Here is a 19,482-nt window from a genome sequence, read left to right on the forward strand (position 1 = left end):
CCGCAATGGCGCGCGACACCTCCATTTACTGACTTCAGGGGATCATTTACTTGCTTACATTGCAGCCGCGCCAGCGCGTGGGACACGACATTCTTCTTGCCCGCCACGGCAATCACATCAGCACCATGCGCTACGACCGAACCAACGACCGCATCATCGCCATGCTCGACGACGGTTCCTGGGACAGCGCCCCCAACGTGATCTCCCCTAGTCTTGAGATGCCCGAAACCTTCGGCACCGTCTTCCGCAAGGATTGGCGCTTCCTTTCCGTGGCATGTGTTGCCATGGTCACCGTGGCCGCCGTCGCCATGGGCATCAGCGTGGAGATGGCAAACCACATGTCGACGACGGAACTGCAGGCGCTGCTGGTCAGTTACCCGGCGTTCTAGCATCTTCGCGCTCCCCCGACCCAGGTTCCGCGGGGACCGTCCCCTCCTCGGCGGCCATGCCGTCGTCGAAACTGAGAGCCACCTGCCCTCCCGCCTTCCGGCGGCGCAGCATGAAAATCACTGCTCCGACAGCAAGCCAAGCGGCGCCCAGCAGGTAGGTGAACCAGGCCAAGGAAGTCCATAGCCACGCTATGAAGGTAAAACCCAGTAGCGGCATCACCATATTGCGCATGGTCCCAGCCGCTCCCCGCTTCCCCAGGTCGAAGAAGACCACCTTGATGGTTGCCAGGTTCACCACGGCAAAGGCAACCAGTGCCCCGAAATTGATCATGTACACCGCCTGTTCCAGCGTGATGACAAGGGCGATCAACGACACCGCAGAGACAAGCATCGCCGCGAAGTACGGAGTCCGGAACCGCGGGTGCAGACCTGCCAGGGCGCCGGGCAGGATCCTGTCCCTTCCCATGGCATAGATGACGCGGCTTACGCTCATCTGGGCAGCAGTGCCGCACAAAACCAACCCGCCAAGGTTCACGATCACGAAGACCACCATGAGAACATCACCTCCGGCGCGCTGCATGAGTTCGGTTCCCGCGGCATCGAGGTTCACGATGGATCTCCACTCGGGCGCGATGAGACTCCCGGCTACGGAGAAAAGGGTGTAGCCCAAGCCGGCAAAGAGTGTGGACAGGATGATGCCCCGCGGCACATCGCGCTTGGGATGGCGAGCCTCTTCGGACAGGGTGGAAACGCCGTCGAATCCCAGGAAGGCAAAGGCCACAATTGCCGCGGCCGCCATCACGGGCGCCACCCCGCCTTCACCCAAAGTCAGGGGCTGCGCGAAATTGTCGAAGGACAGATCCGGGGCATTGACCACGGCCAGGACGAGGAACACCAGAATCACCAGGACCGAGGCAGCCACCACCACGATGTTCATCTTCTTGATCCAGGCAACGCCGATCACGCTGAAAAGCCCCACCACCAAGAGACAGAGCAGGACTCCCAGTTGCTGCGGAATGACGGGCACCAGGCTATTGAGATACAGGCCGAAGAGCAGGAAGTTCACCATCGGCAGGAACAAGTAGTCCAGCATCATGGTCCAGCCCACCATGAACCCCACAGGGCTGCCGAACGCCCGCGAGGCGTAGGCGTATGCGCCCCCGGTTACAGGCACATGCTTGGCCATCCGGCCGTAGCTGTGCGCGGTGAACAGCATCGCCACCAGGGCGGCGAGGTAAGCGGCCGGCAAATGCCCATCGCTGATCTCGGTCCCCGCCCCATAGACCGCCACCACCGACAGGATGCCCAAGGAGGTCAGGCCGAAAGCGATGAGCGACGGCAAGCCCAGAACGCGTTTCAATTTGGGGGCCGACTGGGCGCCATCCATTGCGCTTCTTCCGGTGATGGTCATGGGTTCTCCTCGATGCGATCCGTGTCACATAAATGAATGTTGTTCATTAGAGTAAGTGCCGCAGGGCGTTGTGTACAGCTTTTGGTATCCCAAAGCTCGCAAGCGCTCTTCCCGCTTGCTCGTTTACTGCTTCACATTCAAGGTATTGCGCCCACCCCTACTTCAATGTCGCTTAGTTTGGTATACCTAGAGGTACATCGCGAAAGGACCTTCATGACTGCACAGTCTTTACCTGTCCAAAGCAAGGGCAAACTGCTCCATGGAGCGGAACCACTGACGACGCAGGGTTTTGTCGACGCGCATATCCACCCTGACAAGACCACATGGGGCTCCGCCTGGCTGTCCCGCACACAGGCACATTCGTTGACGGACCTCATCGGGAACGATCTCCGAGCGCAGCTTGCGTTTCAGGACAGTGTCGAGGACCGGGCCTACGCCTTGATGAGCCATGCTGTCCTCAACGGAACCATGGCGATGCGGGCGCACGTGGACGTAGGGCCCCAAATCGGCCTGCGGAACATCCATGGTGTCCGCGCAGCCGCTGAGCGTTTGGCCTCATTCCTGGACGTTCAGGTGGTCGCGTTCCCGCAGTTTGGCCTACTGAGCAACCCTGGCACGCTGGATCTCATGGAGGCTTCCCTGACCGAGGGGGCAGACCTCCTGGGTGGCATAGACCCGGAGTCGGTGGACGGCGACCTGCACGGACATCTGGATGCCATCTACACGCTGGCGAATAGACATGACAGGGACGTCGACATCCACCTGCACGACGTGGGCGCGGAAGGGTTGGCGCAGCTAAGTGTCATCGCGAAACGAACAGTGGCGGAAGGCATGCAAGGGAGAGTCACCATCAGCCATGGCTTTGCTCTCTGCGATGCCTCGCAACCCGCGCTTGGGCCTACCTTGGATGCCATGGCCGAGGCTGGAATCTGGATGGCTACCTGCGCCTTGGGGGCCGACCCCGTACCGGATCTGGACCTTATGGAAAGGCATGGAGTCAAGATTGCCCTCGGCTCAGACGGAGTCCGTGATGCCTGGTCACCGTTCGGCACCGGCAGCATGATGGATCGCGCGCACCTGCTGGGGTACCGGACAGGAGCATCCACAGATGCCGAGTTGGAACGTTGTTTCCGGCTGGCCACCTCAGCGGGTGCGGAACTGCTTGGATCAGCTGAGCTGGGGAGCTTCTCCGGCGCGACATCCCCTGATCGGCTCGAATTCGCCGCGAACTCCATCCCGGAGCTGGTTGTTGATAGGCCCGCTCCGCTGAGGGTGGTGCGGGGTGGCCGAACCGTGACTCTCTGAGCCCAAGGCACGCAAGCTCGGAGGAACTGCAAACCGGGCCCCGGGGCTAGAGCATCCACTCCCGCAGAAACCACCACAGGCCCGCGATCACGAGGCCTCCAAACAGCGAGCCTGCAATAACTTGAGCCAGGGTGTGGGCGCGCAATACCAATCGTGACCAGCCGACCGCCGGCACGAGGAGCAGCAGGGGCAGCCACTCCAGTCCGAACATCATCACGGAGATAACGACGGCCGCCGCGAGAGCCGACGCATGCCCGCTCATTTTCCAGAACGCACTGACCACGGCAAGAACCCCAATGCCTCCGATGAGCGCGACGATCATCACCGTGACACTCACCGGACCACTGAGCAAATGCAGCACGAGCAGGCCAACCACCACTGACGCCAACGTCATCCAAAGCAACGCGGGCCGTTGGCGCCGATCGCTGACGTGGTGGTCCGTGATCCTGCCCAACTTCACCATAACCAGCACGAAGGCCAGCGGCAGGACACAGACGAACATCGCCGCGAGCAACCCGAACCACATGGTGCCGGGGAACCCCGGTTCAATGGCAGGACTGATCAGCAGGAGGACCAGAACAACAACCGGCGGCTGGAAAACTTCCGTCAGCACCCGGGCAACCGTGCGCCATGGTCCCGTCACCAACTGAGGGGGCACATGGCCTGGTTCCTCTGTTATGGTCTCCGTGCCACGGCCAGCGCCTGGGTCGGCTTGCTCGTCAGTCAAGCAGCAGCGCCGGTTCTTCAAGAATGGATGCAACGTCCGCCATGAAACGCGCGGACAAATCCCCGTCCACCACGCGATGGTCGAAGGAGCCACCGAGTGTCGTAATCCAGCGCGGGATGACTTCGCCGTCCAATACCCAAGGCTTCTGCTTGATGGTTCCGAAGGCAATGATGGCTACTTCACCCGGGTTGATGATAGGGGTCCCGGTATCAATGCCAAGCGCGCCGATGTTGGTGATGGTCAGGCTTCCACCCTGCATCTCAGCAGGCTGCGTCTTCCCAGCCCGGGCCTTGGTTGCCAGCTCGTTAAGCGCCAAGGCCAATTCCTTGAGGGAAAGGTCCTGGGCGTCCTTGATGTTGGGCACCATAAGTCCGCGTGGGGTTGCGGCGGCGATGCCAAGGTTCATGTAGTGCTTCACCAGGATCTCCGCGCCACCCTTACCGTCAGCGTTCTCCACCCAGGTCGCGTTGACGCTGGGGTTCCGGGCAGCAGCCCAGATCACTGCCTTTGCAAGGATGAGCAGCGGCGAGACCTTGATGCCTTCAAAGTCTCGGGAGGCCTTTAGCCGCTTGACGAACTCCATGGTGCGGCTGGCATCCACGTCCACGAAAATACTGACGTGGGGAGCCGAGAAAGCTGAGTCAACCATGGCCTTGGCGGTCGCCTTTCGAACCCCCTTGACGGGCATCCGTTCCACTCGCTGATCCTGCGGTTTCTTCGAGGCACCCCAGAAGCTATCGGCTTGGTCATGCTCGGCGTCGCGTTGGGCTTGGTAGCTCACCAGGTCCTCGCGAGTCACTTCACCGCGCTCTCCGGTAGCCACGACGTCAGCGAGATCGATGCCCAGGTCGCGGGCAAACTTGCGCACCGGGGGCTTGGCCAGGACCTTGTTGACCAGGCCACTAATCGTTCCGCTGATGGCTGCACCGCGGGAGGCCGCCGCCTGCGGCGCCTGGGGTTGAGGCGCGACGGACTGCGTTTGGGTGGCAGCCGCAGGGGTGATGGGTTCGACGACGGCGGGGGCCGCCGTCGTGCGGTGTGAAACCTGCGATTCGGCTGCTTTGGCCTCCACCACTGCCTGGTGGTCCTGAACGGTGCCTTCGGCACTCTCGGCGACTGCAGCTGCCTCAACCGCGGCCCCGGCCGGACGTTTGCGTGCCCGGCGCTTAACGGCGTCGGCCTTGGGCCCTGAACCTACCAGCGGACCACCAGCCGGACGGTTGTCGCCGGTGTCGTCGTCGGCGGGTAGCTTGCCATATAGGGGCATCTCGACGGCGGGTACCTCCGGAGCGGCAGGCGTCACCGTCGCGGCGTCACCCTCCTGGCCCTCCGAAACAGCGATGATCGCCGTGCCGACTTCAACCGTGATGCCTTCCTCAACCAGCAGCTCCGTGACAGTGCCCGCGAAAGGAGAAGGGAGTTCGACGAGGGACTTGGCGGTCTCGATCTCACACAAGACATCGTTGATAGCGACGACGTCACCCGGCTTGACCTTCCAAGCCACTACCTCGGCCTCGGTCAGGCCTTCGCCAACGTCCGGCAGGTTGAATTTCTTTACAGTCACAGTGGTCCTCGATTTCCGGTCACCCGGCGGCGAAGCCGGGCTGGATCAGGGCGGTTAGTAGGACGGCGGTTGGTCGAGCACGAGGTCTTGCCAGGACCGCAGTTCTAGTAGGACAAGGAGCGGTCAAGCGCCTCAAGGATCTTGTCGATGTCCGGCAAGTAGTCCTCTTCCACCTTGGCGACGGGGTACGGCATATGGAACCCGCCAACGCGAATGACGGGTGCCTCCAAGTGCAGGAATGCCCGCTCGCTGATGCGCGCGGCGATCTCGCCGCCGATACCACCAAAGGTAGGGGCTTCATGGGCTACGATCAGGCGGCCCGTCTTCTTGACCGATGCTTCCACAGTGTCAAAGTCCAAAGGCGAGATGGAACGGAGGTCGATGACTTCAACGCTCCGTCCGTCCTCAGTGGCAGCATTGGCGGCTGCCAGCGCAACCGGCACCAGCGGGCCATAGGCCACGATGGTGGCGTCCGTTCCTTCACGGACAACGTGCGCTTTGAAGGGGTCCTCGGAAAGACCGGCATTCTCGACGTCCACTTCACCCTTAAGCCAGTAACGGCGCTTGGGTTCGAAGAAGATGACAGGGTCCTGGCACTCGATGGCCTTTTGGATCATCCAATAGGCGTCATGGGCGTTGGAAGGGGAGATAATGCGCAGGCCCGCCGTGTGGGCGAACAGCGCTTCAGGCGACTCTGAGTGATGCTCGATGGATCCGATGCCACCGCCGTACGGAATGCGGATGACCACGGGAACGGTCAGCTTGCCGAGGCTGCGGGAGTGGATTTTGGCCAGCTGGGTGGTGATCTGGTTGAACGCAGGGTACACGAAGCCGTCGAACTGGATTTCGCACACTGGTGAGTATCCGCGAAGCGCCAGGCCGATGGCGGTTCCGACGATGCCGGACTCAGCCAAGGGAGTGTCCACGACGCGTTCGTCGCCGAATTCCTTGATGAGGCCATCCGTGACACGGTAAACCCCGCCCAGATGTCCGATGTCCTCACCCATCAGCAAGGACTTGGGGTTGTTCGTCAGCGATGCCCGCAGACCCTCATTGATGGCCTTCGCAATGGTCATGGTTGCCATCAGTTAGCTGCCTCCTGGTCGCTCTCGAAGCCGGCGGAGTATTCCTCGAACCAGGCCAGTTCCTCCGCGATAAGCGGGTGTTGTTCGGCGTAGACACTGGCGAAGGCTTCGCGGATATCCGGGACCTCAAGGCCATGTGTTGTGCTGCGGACGTACTTGGCGAGCTCATCGCCGTCGGCTTTGACCTGGTCGAAGAACGCTTCATCCGCCAAACCCTCCGCGCGTAGGTACTTCTCCAGGCGGTCCAGCGGATCCTTCTCGCGCCAGGCAGCTTCTTCGGCGGATTCCCGGTACTTGGTGGGGTCATCGGCCGTGGTGTGTGCGCCCACCCGGTAGGTGTAGGCCTCGATAAGCACAGGGCCCCGGCCCTCGCGGGCGTGCTCGAGTGCCCACTCAGTAACGGCATGGACCGCGATGACGTCGTTGCCGTCCACCCGGATTCCAGGGAAACCGTAGCCCTTGGCGCGGTTCGCAAGCGGAACCTTCGTCTGGACTTCAGTAGGCACGGAAATGGCCCAGTGGTTGTTCTGGCAGAAGAAGACAACCGGGGCGTTGTACGACGCAGCAAAGACCATGGACTCATGGACGTCGCCTTCGGAGCTGGCGCCGTCACCGAAGTAAGCGATGACGGCGGCTTTGGGGTCTGTGGAGTCTGAGGCCGCTGCGAGCTTCTGGTCCCGTTGGATACCCATGGCATATCCGACGGCGTGAAGCGTCTGGGCTGCGAGCACCAATGTGTAGAGGTGGAAGTTGTTCTCCCTCGGATCCCAGCCACCGTTGGACACACCGCGGAACTGCTTCAGCAGCTCGGCGAGGTCCACATTGCGGACCAACGCGACGCCGTGTTCGCGATAGGTGGGGAAGATGTAGTCCTGGGACTGGCTTGCGTGGCCCGAACCAATCTGGGCGGCCTCCTGGCCGGTCAGCGGCACCCACAAGGCAAGCTCGCCCTGGCGCTGCAGCGCGGTGGCTTCCTGGTCAAAGCGACGGATCCTGGCCATGTCGGTATAGAAAACACGGAGCTTTTCCGGATCAATCCGCTTGGCGTAGTCCGAGAAGACTGGATCGGATCCGAGTTTTCCGTCGGGCCCGAGCAACTGCACCATTTCCACTGGTTCGCCTGGTGCGGCTGCTGCCGCGGTGGTTGCCGCGAGACTTTCTTCCGTCCCGGGGGGCAGTTGTGTCGAGCCCATTCCGTCTCCTTGCTTGCCGTGGCGAGACGCCGGGCAATGTCTGTCGCTGGGATATATGCCTGTTCCGGAATGCATTCCGGAACAGGCATATATTTTGGCTTTCGTCCCTTACTTTATCGGCAGTAAGTAGCGATGGCGCATTTGTTAACCGCTAGGAACCTTGCGGAGCCTTTGTATAACCTGCACAGAGATCCAAGAACCGGGTGTTGGCTTCCACCTCGCCGATGCTGACACGTACACCTTCATTCCCGAAGGCACGAACAGACAAGGCCTGCTCAGCCGCCAAGGCAGCAAACTCCCCGCTGTGCTCCCCGAGATTCAACCAAACGAAGTTGCCTTGAGCCTCGGGAACGAACCAACCCAGTTCCCTCAGGCCAGCCGTCACGCGCTCCCTTTCATCCACCAGGCTTTGTACCCTTTCCACAACCTGATCGAAATTCTCGAGTGAAGTCACTGCGGCACGTTCTGCAATTTGTGAAACGGCAAAGGGAGTGGCCGTCACCCGGAGGTGCTGAGTAAGCAAAGGACCGGAGACACTGTAGCCAACACGGAGGCCAGCCAGGCCGTGCGCTTTGGAGAAAGTCCTGAGTACCACCACATTGGGGTATTTGCGGTAGAGCTGGATGCCGTCCACGGCCTCGGCGTCCCGCACGAATTCCTGGTAAGCCTCATCGATGACCACCACAACGTTGGGCGGCACGGCTTGGATGAACCGCTCCGTTTCCTCGGCCGTGAGAATCGGTCCGGTGGGGTTATTGGGCGTGCACAGGAGAATCACTTTGGTGCGTACTGTAACTGCGGCAGCCATGGTCTCGAGGTCGTGGCGCCCGTCCGACAACAGGGGGATTTGCACACTGGCTGCCCCTGCGAGGCCCACACAGATGGGGTAGGCCTCGAAGGAACGCCAGGCGTAGATCACTTCGTCCTGTTTGCCGTCCTCATTCTGGCCGGCGAACGTGGCCAGGATCTGGTTCAGTGCCCCAAGGCTCCCGGCTCCGGTGACGACATCGTCAGCGGGAACATCCAGGAAGTCGGCCAAAGCGTTCCGTAGCTTGGTGGCCAGGGGGTCCGGGTATCGATTGATGTCGGTCTGGTCCGCAATTGCCTGCAACACTGCAGGAATCGGAGGCAGAGGGTTTTCGTTGGACGACAATTTGTAGCTGGTGAGACCCTCAATCGCGGCAGGTGGTTTTCCAGCCGCATACTTGGGGAGCCTGTCTACGACCGGACGAGGGAGTACGCCCTCCGGTACGTTGTCAGTAGTAGTCATGGCTTCAAGCCTACTTGCCCACTCACGGCTGAGGCGGAGCTCTTTAACAGGCGTGTGTGAAAGCATGGGGCCATGGGTTCCTTCATCATTCGTGTCCTGATCAACGGGCTTGCCCTGTGGGTTGCAACCTGGCTCCTGCAAGGCATGGACATCTCCACAAGTGCCACAGAGTCGGCCGCAGCTAACGCAGGACTTACGCAGGGGGCAGACACCGCCGGCATCATTCTGGCGTATCTGTTCATCGGCCTCATCTTTGGAGTGGTGAACGCCTTTGTCCGTCCGCTTGTCAGGCTGTTGTCCCTCCCCGTGACCATCCTGACGCTTGGCTTGTTCACCATAGTGATCAACGCAGCGATGCTGTACCTGACGGCATGGTTGAGCACCTTCACTCCCGTGCACCTCACTATCGATTCCTTCTTTTGGACAGCAATTTTGGCGTCGATCATCATCAGCATCATTTCCATGGTGGCGGGCCTGATTCCAGGTGCCCGGAAGCGCTAGCAGCGCCCGAGGACGGTCACCTTCGCTAGAGCCCTACCTTGTTCCGGATCCAGCCTTCGTTTCCCCGGCGGCGGGTGGCGAAGCGGGACGTACCACGGATGATTGGACGGGGATCGGCGCTCTTTCCAGCTTGAACCGCGTCACCTTGGCCACCCCGCCAACCCCGACAACACCCGCAAACGCGGCAGTCGATGCTGCGAGTGACTCATCACGGCTTGCTTCAACGAGTTCTGCTCCTGCAGCGTAGTTTTCCTGATCGTGTCCAGGGCCGACGCCGGGATCTTCCCCTTCGGGACTCTTGACTTCATTGGTCAGAGTGACCGTCACCCTGTCCTTAGTATCGGCGTTGACCCGGCCGTCTCCTCCTGGAACCCAGTCTTGGACGTGTTCCAAATGGAGCGAACTGATGCCGGGCTCAGCCGAGATGCCGCCGACGGGCGCCCCTGCCGTCAGCACATACTTGAGATCGAATTCGCTGAGAAACGCCTTGTCCCGGCTGAGGTTCATGGCGTGGACACCTCCCTGGCTATGTCCCACCGCCACTACTTGATCGCCCGCTTCAGCCCCGGCTAGGCGGAGTGCCGCACCAACGGCCGGGACGACTTCTTCGGAGTCGTAGCCCAGTGCTTCGCCTATTCCTTGGATGTCGAAAGGATTGGTAGGGGGTGAACCAGGCTGGGTGCCAGGGATCAGCACCATCCATGAGGCAGAGCCGTTGTTGTCAAAGCGAATCACTTCGATTTCACCGTCGTTCAGGGCGTGAAGCCTCTGGAGACGACGAAGGCTTTCCGCCATGGACGGATCCACGTCCCTCACCGATTCGTCCACTCTTTCAACGCTGACGGGTCGTGGCCGCAGGTCCGGATGGAGGGGCGATTCAAGGACGCCGTGAGCGACGCCCCGCGAACTCGTCCAAAATGGAAGAAGTGCACCCGCCAGGTAGTTGCTCGTGTCCCGGGTCGGCGGCCAGGCCAATGTCATCTCGTCAAAGGTCGGGAGTCGCGGGAGAGCGTTCTTGGCTTCCGCTTCCACGTAATCCCTGTGGCTGGCTCTCACACTTCCGCTGACCTCTACCAATTCCTGGCGAACCTTTCCCACTTCCTTACGGCTCTCGGCCACAGCGTTGAGGGCGTTACACCCGGTGTCATAGGAGTCGTAGAGAAAGGGTTCCAGGCAGTCTTGAACCTGACGCGCTTCTTCTTCGATGTCCAGGAGCTGTTGGACCAGTTCATCCAGCGTGCCCGCACCCCTCAGGAGCTCCTCGAGCTGAAAAGACATTCCTCCTACCCCTCCCCTGATACTGAGGATTCCGTCATTGGCTGGGCGAGAGGGTTGCGGTGCGGCGCCGGCGCCAACAGGAGCTGCATCCGCCATTACGGACCCCGTTCGCCTGAGACGGAGACGTTCTGAGAGTGTCGGAGCACAATGGCAACGGAGGCTTCCACCGACTCACGTGCACGCATCAGCGCTGAAGCATGCAGGGCAAGGGTGGTCCGGTAAGCCCGTCCCGCGGGAGAAAGCCATTCATCCATCTGCGCTCTCCGCAGGGATGTGAGAACCAGGTCCACTTGGTCTACGCACGATTGCATCCGCCAAGCGAGCCTTTGGACTTCGTGGCTTCGGGAAGCACACTCCAAGGGATCAAAAGTGGGCGGGTTGGGTGCAGGCATCAAGCCGACGCTCATTGTCTGTGTACTCCATTGATTGTTCTGCTGATCGGTAGGGTTGACGCTACGCAGCGCCCAAACCCAACGGAAGGGCCGCCGTCGGCTATGTGGATAACCCGAGCAGCCGTCCACATAGGCTTGTCATCGACCCCCGACCCCTGCGCAGAGCATGAAAGAATAGGCGACATGGCTGAATCAACCCGTGTGTCCCTCGCTTCCGAACCCCTCGCCCTCGGCGCCCTTGACGGCCGCTACCGTGCCGCCGTCGCGCCCCTCGTTGACTACTTGTCCGAGGCCGCGCTTAACCGCGATCGCGTTCACGTCGAAGTTGAATGGCTCATCCACCTGACCAGCCAGTCCGTATTGCCCGGCGCGGGGCCGCTGTCCGACGAGCAGGTGGCCAAGCTGCGTGCCATCGTTAACGAATTCGATGCCGCCTCTGTCAACGAACTCGCCGAGATCGAAGCCGTCACCGTCCACGACGTCAAGGCTGTTGAGTACTACATCGGCCGCCGGCTGCCGGCCATTGGCATCGAGAACCTCACCGCCATGGTGCATTTCGGGTGCACGTCCGAGGACATCAACAACCTCTCTTACGCTGTGGGCATCAAGGGTGCCGTGGAGAACGTGTGGCTGCCCAACGCCAGCGCCCTCGTGAAGCAGATCGAAGCCATGGCGGAAGCAAACCGCTCCGTGCCCATGCTCTCCCGCACTCACGGTCAGCCTGCAACGCCCACAACGCTTGGCAAGGAACTTGCTGTCATAGCGCACCGCTTGAACCGCCAGCTGGCGCGCATTGCAAAAACTGAATACCTCGGCAAGATCAACGGCGCCACCGGAACCTACGCTGCGCACGTCGCTTCCGTCCCTAGTGCTGACTGGGAAGCTGTCGCCAAAACGTTCGTGGAAGGCCTCGGCCTCACCTGGAACCCGCTCACCACGCAGATCGAGAGCCACGACTGGCAGGCAGAGCTCTACGCCGACATCGCACGCTTCAACCGCATCCTGCACAATGTCTGCACGGACATCTGGAGCTACATCTCCATCGGATACTTCCGCCAGATCCCGGTCGCCGGAGCCACGGGTTCCTCCACCATGCCGCACAAGGTCAACCCGATCCGCTTCGAGAACGCCGAAGCCAACCTGGAAATTTCCAACGGCCTCCTGGACACCTTGGGCGCCACACTGGTCACTTCCCGTTGGCAGCGCGACCTCACGGACTCCTCCTCGCAGCGGAACATCGGCGTTGCCTTCGGCCACTCGCTGCTCGCGATCTCCAACGTGGCCAAGGGCTTGAAGGCCCTGGACGTCGCAGAGGAAGTCCTCGCTGGCGACCTCAACACCAACTGGGAAGTCCTGGGTGAAGCAATCCAGATGGTTATGCGCGCCGAAGCCATCGCCGGCGTCGAAGGCATGGAAAACCCCTACGAACGCCTCAAGGACCTGACCCGCGGCCAGCGCGTGGACGGCGCCCGAATGCAGGAATTCGTTCAGGGTCTCGGCCTCTCGCCGGACGCCGAGGCACGCCTGCTCGCCCTTACCCCGGGCAAGTACACCGGCATCGCCGACAAACTGGTGGACCACCTGCAGTAAGGACCACTCGCAGTAGTAGAGAATGCACGCCGACGGCGGGCCGGGGCTGGGTGCCTCGGTCCGCCGTCGGCGTTTAGGCTGTAGAGCGGAAGCGGGTCCCTCACCCAATCAATCCCGGAACAGCTATCACGTTAGGAGCGGGGCAGTAATGAAGCTCCTGTTGATCAGGCATGGACAGACACCCGGCAACGTCGCGGGCCAGCTGGACACTGCTTTCCCAGGGCCGGGGCTCACCGAGCTCGGCGAACGACAAGCTGCGGCACTCCCTGAAGCCTTGGCTGACGAAGCCATCGAAGCCCTGTACATCTCGACGTTGCTGCGCACCCATCGGACCGTCGCTCCCTTGGCTAAGGCCACCGGATTGGAGCCAACAATTCTGGACGGCGTCCATGAAATTGAGGCTGGGACGCTGGAGAAGAAAACCGACCACGAATCCCACCTTCGGTACATGAGCACGGTCTTCGCTTGGACGGACGGCGACTTGGATGTGCGCATGCCCGGAGCATTCAGCGGACACGACTTCTTCGCCAGGTTTGATGCTTCGGTACGGGAAGTTTTCCAAGCCGGGCACTCCACGGCGGCCATCGTCAGCCACGGTGCCGCAATCCGCTGCTGGGCAGGACGCAGGGCAACGGACATAGATACGGTGTTCGCCGAAACCCATCAACTCCCGAACACCGGGATCGTGGCTTTGGAAGGCGATCCCGAAGGCGGATGGCGCGTACTGCATTGGGACCAGATTCCGGTTGGAGGCATGGCCCTGGCAGACCAAACCGCCGAGGATCCGACGGGCGAGGCACTTCAGCCCTGATCCGTTTGACCCACTCAGGACACTTCGCGGTTCAGGACATTTCGCGGTTCCGGACCTTGCGGGGCCTGCTTTGCGCGCCAAACCGACGCGGGAGGGTGCAGAGCGGGCCCCGCAACGGGAGAACTTCCTGCATTTCTCCCGACGCTTACGCGCAGGAAACACCGCGGTAACCACAGTTCCCTAGGCTTGAGACGCATAGACACCTCCCCGAAACCCGGCGAAACGAGGCAAGATGCAGACCAACCCACGGCTTAACATCCGGCAGGTAACTTGGGCGAACCCCGTGGGCGCTGACCTCCGCGCCGCACAGCAGGCAGAACTCGATGCGAGGTTCGGAACCACGGATCACGAGCCCGGTCCCCCGCCATCGGAGGCCGACACCGCAGTGTTCGTTGTGGCCTACGAGAAGTGCTCAGGCCAACCTCTCGGCTGCGGGGGCCTAAGAATGTTGGATGAGAAGACCGCCGAGATCAAGCGGCTTTACGTTGTCCCCTACGCTCGGGGTTCGGGAGTGGCAAGTTCCATCCTCGCAGCGCTCGAAGCGCAGGCTCATTCCCACGGATTCAGCGTGATCGCAGCTGAGGCAGGATCGGCCCAGTCGGATGGACGGAGTTTTTATGAGAGTGCAGGGTTTGCCGCCGTTCCGAATTTTGGTCCGTATGTTGGCGTCAGCGAATCGTATTGCTATTCCAAGCGGATCGACTCACACAGCGCCTCGCACACAGCAATGGCCTAGGTCACGGGCGCAATATCAAGCGAAGGTTGCGCCGGTTCGATAATCTCGGATTATGGAAAAAGCAGACATCACCTTTCGCACCCGCAAATGGGTGCGGCCCGAGGACCTTAATGCCAACGGCACACTCTTTGGTGGCAGCCTGCTGAAGTGGATCGATGAAGAGGCCGCGATCTACGCCATCCTCCAATTGGGCAACGGCCGTGCCGTCACCAAGTACATTTCCGAGATCAACTTTGTGAGCTCAGCAGTCCAGGGCGACCTCGTGGAAATGGGGCTGACGGCGAAACGCTTCGGACGCACGTCCCTGACCATGCGCGCCGAGGTCCGCAACATGATCACCCGGGAGGCGATCCTGACCATCGAAGAAATCGTCTTCGTGAATCTCGGAGCCGACGGCCGCCCTCAACCACACGGCTACACGGAGATCACGTACGATCGCGACCGCATTCCCACACACCACCTCACGGAAACCCTGGACGAGGACTGAACCACCCGGCGTCGTGCATTCCTGCCGGTTGGCGGCGTGTAACCAGCCCGCCAACCAGGCAGGAACGTTGGGCCAACAGCGCACGCCCCCGTTGAACCCCGGACCCTCGGAGGGTAGAACGGATAAATGACCAACGACGTGAACTCTTGGATGGATCAGTACGTACGCGCGTGGACCTCGAATGAGCCCGCCGATATCCGGGCCCTGTTTACCGAAAATGCCGTCTATTCCGATCGGCCGAACACCGAAAAACAATGGAACGGCCATGACGAGATCGTTAAAGCCTGGGCAGAGGCCGGCGACAAGCCCGAGGACTGGACCTTCGAATGGACGCTGCTCGGACAAGACGGCGACACCGCATTCGTCCAGGGCCTCACCACGTACCTGAACGGCGAGCCCACCTATGACAACCTCTGGGTCATCCGTTTCGCCGAGGACGGTCGCGCCCGCGAATTCACGGAGTGGTACATGGCCCGCAAGAACTCAGCGTCCAGTTAGCCCAGGCAACGGGCTCAGTAGCTTTCGCGCTCAGCCGTTTCAGACACCGGAATGAACGTTGATGCGAAGCCCTCGGAAGCGCGGGCCAGCACTGCGACATCGGCGCCGACCAGCACAAAGGAGGCACCGGCGTCGAGATATGCGCGGGCAGTTGCCTCATTGAAGGCGTTCACGCCAGCCGGTTTCCCGGCGGCTTTCGCGGCTTCAAGGCAATGCTCGACGACGGCCCTCACCAAGGGATTCTCCTGCTGTCCCAGCAGGCCCATGGAGGCGGCGAGGTCCGAGGGGCCAAGGAAGATGCCGTCCACACCGTCGACGGCAAGGATCTCCTCAACGGCGGAGGCCGCGGCCTCGGATTCAATCTGAACGGTGAGGCTGATCGAGTCGGAAGCCATGGCCAAGTAGTCCGGGACACGGTTCCAGCGCGAGGCCCTCGCAAGTGCCGAACCAACGCCGCGAACACCTAGCGGTGGATAACGAACAGCGGCAACGGCGGCGGCGGCCTCGAAGGCCGAGTTCACCATGGGAATCAGCAGGTTCTGCACGCCCAGGTCCAGATACTGCTTGATGACCACGGTGTCATTCACGGGGGGCCGAACCATGACCTGCAGCGGATAGCCGCTCACCGCATGAAGCTGCGCCACAATGGATTCGAGCCCGTTGGGGCTATGCTCCGCATCAATCAGCAGCCAGTCCAAACCCGAGCCGGCACAAATTTCCGCCACTAGCGGACTGCCGGAACACACCCACATCCCGGCCAGCGGGCGAGCCGCGTCACCAAGGGCCGAATAGAAGGTGGGGCTCAGCTGAAGTGACATGTCACAACTCCCAACGGTCCGTAGTCCGCGTGTACGGTATCACCTTTGTACACCCATAGGGGGCGTGTAAACGAGCCCGCGAGGATGATATCTCCAGCTTTCATGGAGTCCCCGTGTGCGGCGATCTTGTTGGCCAGCCAATGCACTCCGTTGGCCGGGTGATCAAGCACTCCGGCGGCCACTCCGGTCTCCTCCACGGTCTGGTTTTTGTACAGAATGGCCGACACCCAGCGGAGGTCGACGGCGTCGGGACGCACCGGTCGACCACCCACCACCATGGCACCCATTGCGGCATTGTCCGAGATGGTGTCCACGATGGTCCGGCCCTCCATTTCGATCCTGGAGTCCAGGATCTCGAGGGCCGGAACCACGTAGTCAGTAGCGTTGAGGACGTCGAAAATGGTGCAGCCGGGCCCCTTGAGGCCGGACTTCAACACGAAGGCCAGTTCCACTTCCACCCGTGGGTGCGTGTACTTGTCCCATTCCACGGAGCAACCGGTTTCGAGGACCATGTCATCAAAAATTGCACCGTAGTCCGGCTCCGTGATGCCGGTAGCGGCCTGCATGGCCTTGGACGTGAGGCCGATCTTTCGCCCCACCAACGTGCGTCCGGATTCCTCGTTCCGCCGCATCCACAACTGCTGCACGGCGTAGGAGTCCTCCACCGTCATGTCTGGGTAGCGGGCGGTGAGGCGCGGTACCGGCTTGCGGTTGCGGCCCGCTTCGAGGAGCTCGTCGGCAATGGCTTCGATCGTCTTCGCGTCCAGCATGGCTTTAGACCTGCGCTCCCAGTTTGAAGCCCTCGGCAGCCTCGCCGGAGGCACCTTCCGGACGGGTGTAGGAGAATCCGTCGGCGCCCACGGTGACAGCCATCTCGGAAGCATCGGTCCGCTCGATTACGGGTTGCGGGTTGCCGTCGAGGTCCAGGACCAGGGAGGCCTCGGTGTACCAGGACGGGACCACCGGGTTGCCCCACCAGTCGCGGCGCTGGTTGTCGTGGACATCCCAGGTGACGGTGGGGTTGTCTGGATCGCCGGTGTAGTAGTCCTGGGTGTAGATCTCCACGCGGTGGCCGTCCGGGTCAAGGATGTAGAGGTAGAACGCGTTGGACACACCGTGCCGGCCGGGGCCGCGTTCAATACGGTCGGAGATGCGCAGGGCGCCCATCTTGTCGCAGATCTGGATGATGTTGTGCTTCTCATGCGTGGAGAACGCGATGTGGTGCAGGCGGGGTCCGTTGCCACCGGTCAGGGCGGTATCGTGCACAGTCTGCTTGCGGTGCATCCACGCGGCGTACGTGACGCCGTCGGAGTCCTTGATGTCCTCGGAAACGCGGAAGCCGAGGTCTTCCAGGTACTTGCGTCCGCGCGGGACGTCAGGGGTCACCTGGTTGAAGTGGTCCAGGCGGACCAGTTCACCGGCGGAGTAGAGATCGTAGCGCTGGGTGAGGCGTTCGACGTGCTCTACGTCGTAGAAGAACTCGTACGGGAAGCCCAGCGGGTCCTCCACACGGACGGAGTCGCCCACGCCCTTGGTGAAACCTTCCTTGCGACGCTCCACCCGGCAACCCAGCTCGCGGTAGTAGGCCTCGGCGGCGTCCACCTCTGCCGGGGACTTCACCCGGTACGCGAAGGCGGCTGCGGCGGCCACGGGTCCTTTGCGGAGGACCAGGTTGTGGTGGATGAACTCCTCGAAGGAGCGAAGGTAGATGGTGTTCTCGTCCTCCTCGGTGACGTGCAGGCCCAGGAGGTCCACATAGAACGCGCGGGACTTGGCCAGATCCGTAACCACGAGCTCCAGGTAGGCGCAGCGAACGATATCCGGCGCCGGGACCGTGGGAGTGGGGATGGGGCCTGAAAACGGATTGCTCATGATGGTCTCTCTTCGTTGAAAGGGGGGTCGGTGGGAAGCTTTAGGCGCCGAATTTGGGAGTGTGAACAGAGCCGAGTGTGATGTGCACGGCCTGCTGATCGGTGTAGAAATCGATGGAACGGTAGCCGCCCTCATGACCCAGGCCGGAGGCCTTGACGCCACCGAACGGGGTACGCAGATCGCGGACGTTGTGGCTGTTGAGCCACACCATGCCGGCCTCGACGTTCTGGGAGAAGTTGTGTGCCCGGGTGAGGTTCTGGGTCCAGATGTAGGCCGCCAGGCCGTACTTGGTGTTGTTCGCCAAGGCGAGCGCTTCGTCGTCGTTATCAAAGGGCGTGATGGCCACGACGGGACCGAAGATTTCCTCCTGGAAGATCCGTGCGTCAGGCGCGACGTCGGCAAACACCGTGGGTGCGATGTAGTTGCCTTCGGGCAGGTGGTCGGGTCGGCCGCCGCCGGCCAGGAGCCGACCTTCGGACTTGCCGATCTCCACGTACGATGCCACCTTCTCGTAGTGCTCGGGGTGAACCAAGGCACCCACCTGGGTCTTGGGATCGTGGGGATCGCCCACCACGATGTTCTTGGCCCGGGCGGCGTACTTTTCGCAGAATTCGTCGTAAATGGCCCGCTCCACCAGGATGCGCGAGCCGGCGGTGCAGCGTTCGCCGTTGAGGGAGAACACCCCGAACAGGGCCGAATCGATCGCGGCGTCCAGGTCTGCATCGGCGAACACCACGCAGGGGGACTTGCCGCCGAGTTCCATGGACAGGCCCTTGAGGTTGGCTGCGGCGTTGCGGAAGATTGTTTGGCCCGTGGTGGTCTCGCCGGTGAAGGAGATCAGCGGCACATCCGGGTGCTTCACCAGAGCGTCACCGGCTTCTTCGCCCAGGCCATTGACCAGGTTGAACACGCCGTCGGGCAGACCCGCGTCCTTGAAGATCTGAGCCCACAGCGACGCGGACAAAGGCGTGAATTCGGCAGGCTTCAGCACCACGGTGTTACCTGTGGCCAACGCCGGAGCGAGCTTCCAGGACTCCAGCATGAAAGGGGTGTTCCACGGCGTGATCAGGCCAGCGACGCCAATCGGCTTGCGGTTCACGTAGTTGATCTGCGAACCCGGGACCTTCATGGCGTCATCGAACTGGGCAACGATCAAATCTGCAAAGAAGCGGAAGTTCTCGGCAGCACGCAGCGCCTGGCCTTTGGCCTGTGTGATCGGCAGGCCGGTATCGAAGGTTTCGAGCTCAGCGAGGCGGGCTTCCTGCGCCTCAACCGCGTCGGCGATCTTATTCAATACCCGCGCACGCTCACGTGGCTTCATCTTCGGCCACGGACCGTTGACGAATGCTTCGCGGGCGGCGGCGACAGCGAGGTCGATGTCTTCCTTCTGTCCGGCAGCAGCGGTGGCGTAGTTGCCGTTGGAAACCGGATCCAGGACATCAAAAGTCTTGCCGGACAGGGAGTCAACGAACTCACCGTTGATGAAGTGCTGGATGTGGGACGGCAGGTTCTCGGGAATGTAATGCTTGTTGGTCTCTACTGAGGTCGTCATCGT

20 protein-coding genes are annotated in these 19,482 nt (G+C 61.7%); 8 read left to right on the forward strand and 12 right to left on the reverse strand.

All coding sequences use genetic code 11. From position 1 onward, the window contains the following. Window positions 1-77: 77 nt before the first annotated feature. Window positions 78-389, forward strand: coding sequence for a hypothetical protein (locus A477_RS0109725; RefSeq protein ID WP_017198812.1), 312 nt, complete (start codon window positions 78-80; stop codon window positions 387-389). Here the strand turns inward: A477_RS0109725 and A477_RS0109730 are convergent. After that, window positions 370-1,800 carry an APC family permease gene (locus A477_RS0109730; protein WP_017198813.1) on the reverse strand — a complete coding sequence of 477 codons (1,431 nt, stop codon included), beginning with the start codon at window positions 1,798-1,800 and terminating at the stop codon, window positions 370-372. The genes A477_RS0109725 and A477_RS0109730 overlap by 20 nt on opposite strands. Window positions 1,801-1,965: 165 nt before the next feature. Between A477_RS0109730 and A477_RS0109735 the strand changes: the two genes are divergently transcribed. After that, window positions 1,966-3,105, forward strand: coding sequence for an amidohydrolase (locus tag A477_RS0109735; protein ID WP_157367071.1), 1,140 nt, complete (start codon window positions 1,966-1,968; stop codon window positions 3,103-3,105). A gap of 46 nt (window positions 3,106-3,151) precedes the next feature. On the opposite strand, the gene A477_RS0109740 is transcribed toward A477_RS0109735, so the two are convergent. The 5 genes from A477_RS0109740 to A477_RS0109760 form a co-directional block, all read right to left on the reverse strand. After that, window positions 3,152-3,748 carry a phosphatase PAP2 family protein gene (locus A477_RS0109740; protein WP_017198815.1) on the reverse strand — a complete coding sequence of 199 codons (597 nt, stop codon included), beginning with the start codon at window positions 3,746-3,748 and terminating at the stop codon, window positions 3,152-3,154. A gap of 76 nt (window positions 3,749-3,824) precedes the next feature. Further along, entirely contained in the window at window positions 3,825-5,396 is a 1,572-nt protein-coding gene (locus A477_RS0109745) for a dihydrolipoamide acetyltransferase family protein (protein WP_017198816.1), read from the reverse strand. 104 nt (window positions 5,397-5,500) lie between these two features. After that, window positions 5,501-6,481: an alpha-ketoacid dehydrogenase subunit beta gene (locus A477_RS0109750; protein ID WP_017198817.1), complete on the reverse strand. Its 981-nt coding sequence runs from the start codon at window positions 6,479-6,481 to the stop codon at window positions 5,501-5,503. Further along, window positions 6,481-7,674, reverse strand: a complete 1,194-nt coding sequence (gene pdhA, locus A477_RS0109755; protein ID WP_017198818.1) for a pyruvate dehydrogenase (acetyl-transferring) E1 component subunit alpha — start codon at window positions 7,672-7,674, stop codon at window positions 6,481-6,483. Before pdhA ends, A477_RS0109750 begins: the two co-directional genes overlap by 1 nt. 151 nt (window positions 7,675-7,825) lie before the next feature. Next, window positions 7,826-8,944, reverse strand: coding sequence for a histidinol-phosphate transaminase (locus A477_RS0109760; RefSeq protein WP_026005498.1), 1,119 nt, complete (start codon window positions 8,942-8,944; stop codon window positions 7,826-7,828). A gap of 72 nt (window positions 8,945-9,016) precedes the next feature. Here A477_RS0109760 and A477_RS0109765 point away from each other — a divergent pair, with 72 nt between their 5' ends. Further along, window positions 9,017-9,445, forward strand: coding sequence for a phage holin family protein (locus tag A477_RS0109765; protein WP_017198820.1), 429 nt, complete (start codon window positions 9,017-9,019; stop codon window positions 9,443-9,445). A 33-nt stretch (window positions 9,446-9,478) separates the two neighbouring features. Here A477_RS0109765 and A477_RS0109770 read toward each other — a convergent pair whose 3' ends face one another. Together A477_RS0109770 and A477_RS0109775 are read right to left on the reverse strand one after the other, a co-directional pair. Further along, the gene (locus tag A477_RS0109770; protein WP_017198821.1) at window positions 9,479-10,723 is read right to left on the reverse strand and encodes an alpha/beta fold hydrolase; all 1,245 of its coding nucleotides are present in this window, start codon (window positions 10,721-10,723) and stop codon (window positions 9,479-9,481) included. A 95-nt stretch (window positions 10,724-10,818) separates the two neighbouring features. Further along, complete coding sequence (locus tag A477_RS0109775; RefSeq protein WP_017198822.1) at window positions 10,819-11,130, reverse strand: hypothetical protein; 312 nt, start codon at window positions 11,128-11,130, stop codon at window positions 10,819-10,821. Between the two features lie 168 nt (window positions 11,131-11,298). Between A477_RS0109775 and purB the strand changes: the two genes are divergently transcribed. The 5 genes from purB to A477_RS0109800 all read left to right on the forward strand — a co-directional run bounded on the left by purB (window position 11,299) and on the right by A477_RS0109800 (window position 15,237). After that, the gene (purB, locus tag A477_RS0109780; RefSeq protein WP_017198823.1) at window positions 11,299-12,705 is read left to right on the forward strand and encodes an adenylosuccinate lyase; all 1,407 of its coding nucleotides are present in this window, start codon (window positions 11,299-11,301) and stop codon (window positions 12,703-12,705) included. Window positions 12,706-12,853: 148 nt separating this feature from the next. Next, on the forward strand, window positions 12,854-13,516 hold the full coding sequence (locus A477_RS0109785) for a histidine phosphatase family protein (RefSeq protein WP_017198824.1): 663 nt from the start codon (window positions 12,854-12,856) through the stop codon (window positions 13,514-13,516). 232 nt (window positions 13,517-13,748) lie between these two features. Next, entirely contained in the window at window positions 13,749-14,252 is a 504-nt protein-coding gene (locus tag A477_RS0109790) for a GNAT family N-acetyltransferase (RefSeq protein ID WP_017198825.1), read from the forward strand. 52 nt (window positions 14,253-14,304) lie between these two features. Continuing rightward, complete coding sequence (locus tag A477_RS22225) at window positions 14,305-14,739, forward strand: acyl-CoA thioesterase (protein WP_017198826.1); 435 nt, start codon at window positions 14,305-14,307, stop codon at window positions 14,737-14,739. A gap of 126 nt (window positions 14,740-14,865) precedes the next feature. Beyond that, window positions 14,866-15,237 (forward strand): nuclear transport factor 2 family protein, encoded by a 372-nt coding sequence (locus A477_RS0109800; protein ID WP_017198827.1) that lies wholly within the window; start codon window positions 14,866-14,868, stop codon window positions 15,235-15,237. Window positions 15,238-15,251: 14 nt separating this feature from the next. Here A477_RS0109800 and A477_RS0109805 read toward each other — a convergent pair whose 3' ends face one another. The 4 genes from A477_RS0109805 to hpaE are packed head-to-tail and all read right to left on the reverse strand — an operon-like array spanning window position 15,252 to window position 19,479. Next, window positions 15,252-16,055: an HpcH/HpaI aldolase family protein gene (locus A477_RS0109805; protein ID WP_017198828.1), complete on the reverse strand. Its 804-nt coding sequence runs from the start codon at window positions 16,053-16,055 to the stop codon at window positions 15,252-15,254. Further along, on the reverse strand, window positions 16,040-16,825 hold the full coding sequence (hpaH, locus tag A477_RS0109810; RefSeq protein WP_017198829.1) for a 2-oxo-hept-4-ene-1,7-dioate hydratase: 786 nt from the start codon (window positions 16,823-16,825) through the stop codon (window positions 16,040-16,042). Before hpaH ends, A477_RS0109805 begins: the two co-directional genes overlap by 16 nt. A 4-nt stretch (window positions 16,826-16,829) precedes the next feature. Beyond that, complete coding sequence (gene hpaD / locus A477_RS0109815; protein WP_017198830.1) at window positions 16,830-17,927, reverse strand: 3,4-dihydroxyphenylacetate 2,3-dioxygenase; 1,098 nt, start codon at window positions 17,925-17,927, stop codon at window positions 16,830-16,832. Window positions 17,928-17,967: 40 nt separating this feature from the next. After that, window positions 17,968-19,479, reverse strand: coding sequence for a 5-carboxymethyl-2-hydroxymuconate semialdehyde dehydrogenase (gene hpaE / locus A477_RS0109820; RefSeq protein WP_017198831.1), 1,512 nt, complete (start codon window positions 19,477-19,479; stop codon window positions 17,968-17,970). Window positions 19,480-19,482 lie beyond the last annotated feature (3 nt).

This window comes from Arthrobacter sp. M2012083, from assembly GCF_000281065.1.
In the GTDB taxonomy this organism is placed as follows: Bacteria; Actinomycetota; Actinomycetes; order Actinomycetales; family Micrococcaceae; genus Arthrobacter.

Bases quoted from the DNA above. Each gene is read 5' to 3' on its own strand.
- A477_RS0109730 (WP_017198813.1), bottom strand. From the start codon at position 1,800: ATGACCATCACCGGAAGAAGCGCAATGGATGGCGCCCAGTCGGCCCCC.
- A477_RS0109735 (WP_157367071.1), top strand. From the start codon at position 1,966: ATGTCGCTTAGTTTGGTATACCTAGAGGTACATCGCGAAAGGACCTTC.
- A477_RS0109750 (WP_017198817.1), bottom strand. From the start codon at position 6,481: ATGGCAACCATGACCATTGCGAAGGCCATCAATGAGGGTCTGCGGGCA.
- pdhA (WP_017198818.1), bottom strand. From the start codon at position 7,674: ATGGGCTCGACACAACTGCCCCCCGGGACGGAAGAAAGTCTCGCGGCA.
- A477_RS0109760 (WP_026005498.1), bottom strand. From the start codon at position 8,944: ATGACTACTACTGACAACGTACCGGAGGGCGTACTCCCTCGTCCGGTC.
- A477_RS0109765 (WP_017198820.1), top strand. From the start codon at position 9,017: ATGGGTTCCTTCATCATTCGTGTCCTGATCAACGGGCTTGCCCTGTGG.
- A477_RS0109770 (WP_017198821.1), bottom strand. From the start codon at position 10,723: ATGTCTTTTCAGCTCGAGGAGCTCCTGAGGGGTGCGGGCACGCTGGAT.
- A477_RS0109775 (WP_017198822.1), bottom strand. From the start codon at position 11,130: ATGAGCGTCGGCTTGATGCCTGCACCCAACCCGCCCACTTTTGATCCC.
- purB (WP_017198823.1), top strand. From the start codon at position 11,299: ATGGCTGAATCAACCCGTGTGTCCCTCGCTTCCGAACCCCTCGCCCTC.
- A477_RS0109785 (WP_017198824.1), top strand. From the start codon at position 12,854: ATGAAGCTCCTGTTGATCAGGCATGGACAGACACCCGGCAACGTCGCG.
- A477_RS0109790 (WP_017198825.1), top strand. From the start codon at position 13,749: ATGCAGACCAACCCACGGCTTAACATCCGGCAGGTAACTTGGGCGAAC.
- A477_RS22225 (WP_017198826.1), top strand. From the start codon at position 14,305: ATGGAAAAAGCAGACATCACCTTTCGCACCCGCAAATGGGTGCGGCCC.
- A477_RS0109800 (WP_017198827.1), top strand. From the start codon at position 14,866: ATGACCAACGACGTGAACTCTTGGATGGATCAGTACGTACGCGCGTGG.
- A477_RS0109805 (WP_017198828.1), bottom strand. From the start codon at position 16,055: ATGTCACTTCAGCTGAGCCCCACCTTCTATTCGGCCCTTGGTGACGCG.
- hpaH (WP_017198829.1), bottom strand. From the start codon at position 16,825: ATGCTGGACGCGAAGACGATCGAAGCCATTGCCGACGAGCTCCTCGAA.
- hpaD (WP_017198830.1), bottom strand. From the start codon at position 17,927: ATGAGCAATCCGTTTTCAGGCCCCATCCCCACTCCCACGGTCCCGGCG.
- hpaE (WP_017198831.1), bottom strand. From the start codon at position 19,479: ATGACGACCTCAGTAGAGACCAACAAGCATTACATTCCCGAGAACCTG.